We start from the raw sequence: 435 nt of genomic DNA, 5'->3' as shown, positions 1-435 counted from the left end.
TGTCGAAATAGAGGACGTGGGTGACTCCTGTTCCGGCATCTCGGGGACCTACGGCTGGAAGGAAGAGAAGTACGACAAGTCGATGAAAATCGGCGAGGAGATGTTCGACCACATGCGCCACGCCGAGGGCGACGCGGGCATCACCGAGTGTCCCACCTGCGCGATGCAGATGGAACACGGCACGGGCTACGAGATACGCCACCCGCTCGAACTGCTCGAAGACGCGCTCGTCGAGTGACGGCCGGGGGAGAACTCCGACGAAAAATGACCGGATTTATGTGTCCGCGTACGGGCATTACGCATGCATGGTGGAAGCAATCCCGCTAGACGTAGCAACGCAGTTGATCGAAGCGGCCGAGACCCGGGCCGACGAGATCGAGAACCCCATGGTCGTCACGGTCGCCAATAGCGAGGGGAACCTCATCGCGCAGCACC

At 60.9% G+C, this 435-nt stretch carries 2 protein-coding genes; both read left to right on the top strand.

What is annotated here, in order from left to right; genetic code table 11:
* Positions 1-238: heterodisulfide reductase-related iron-sulfur binding cluster (locus tag D3D02_RS20075; RefSeq protein ID WP_255410181.1), on the top strand; the 238-nt coding region annotated here is incomplete at its 5' end.
* Positions 239-305: 67 nt separating this feature from the next.
* Positions 306-435 (top strand): heme-binding protein (locus D3D02_RS21750; RefSeq protein ID WP_147435817.1); only part of this gene is annotated, 130 nt, incomplete at its 3' end.

It is taken from the genome of Halobellus sp. Atlit-38R, from assembly GCF_003665925.1.
Taxonomy (GTDB): Archaea; Halobacteriota; Halobacteria; order Halobacteriales; family Haloferacaceae; genus Haloquadratum; species Haloquadratum inordinatus.
This window is presented reverse-complemented; position numbering and strand designations above follow the sequence as displayed.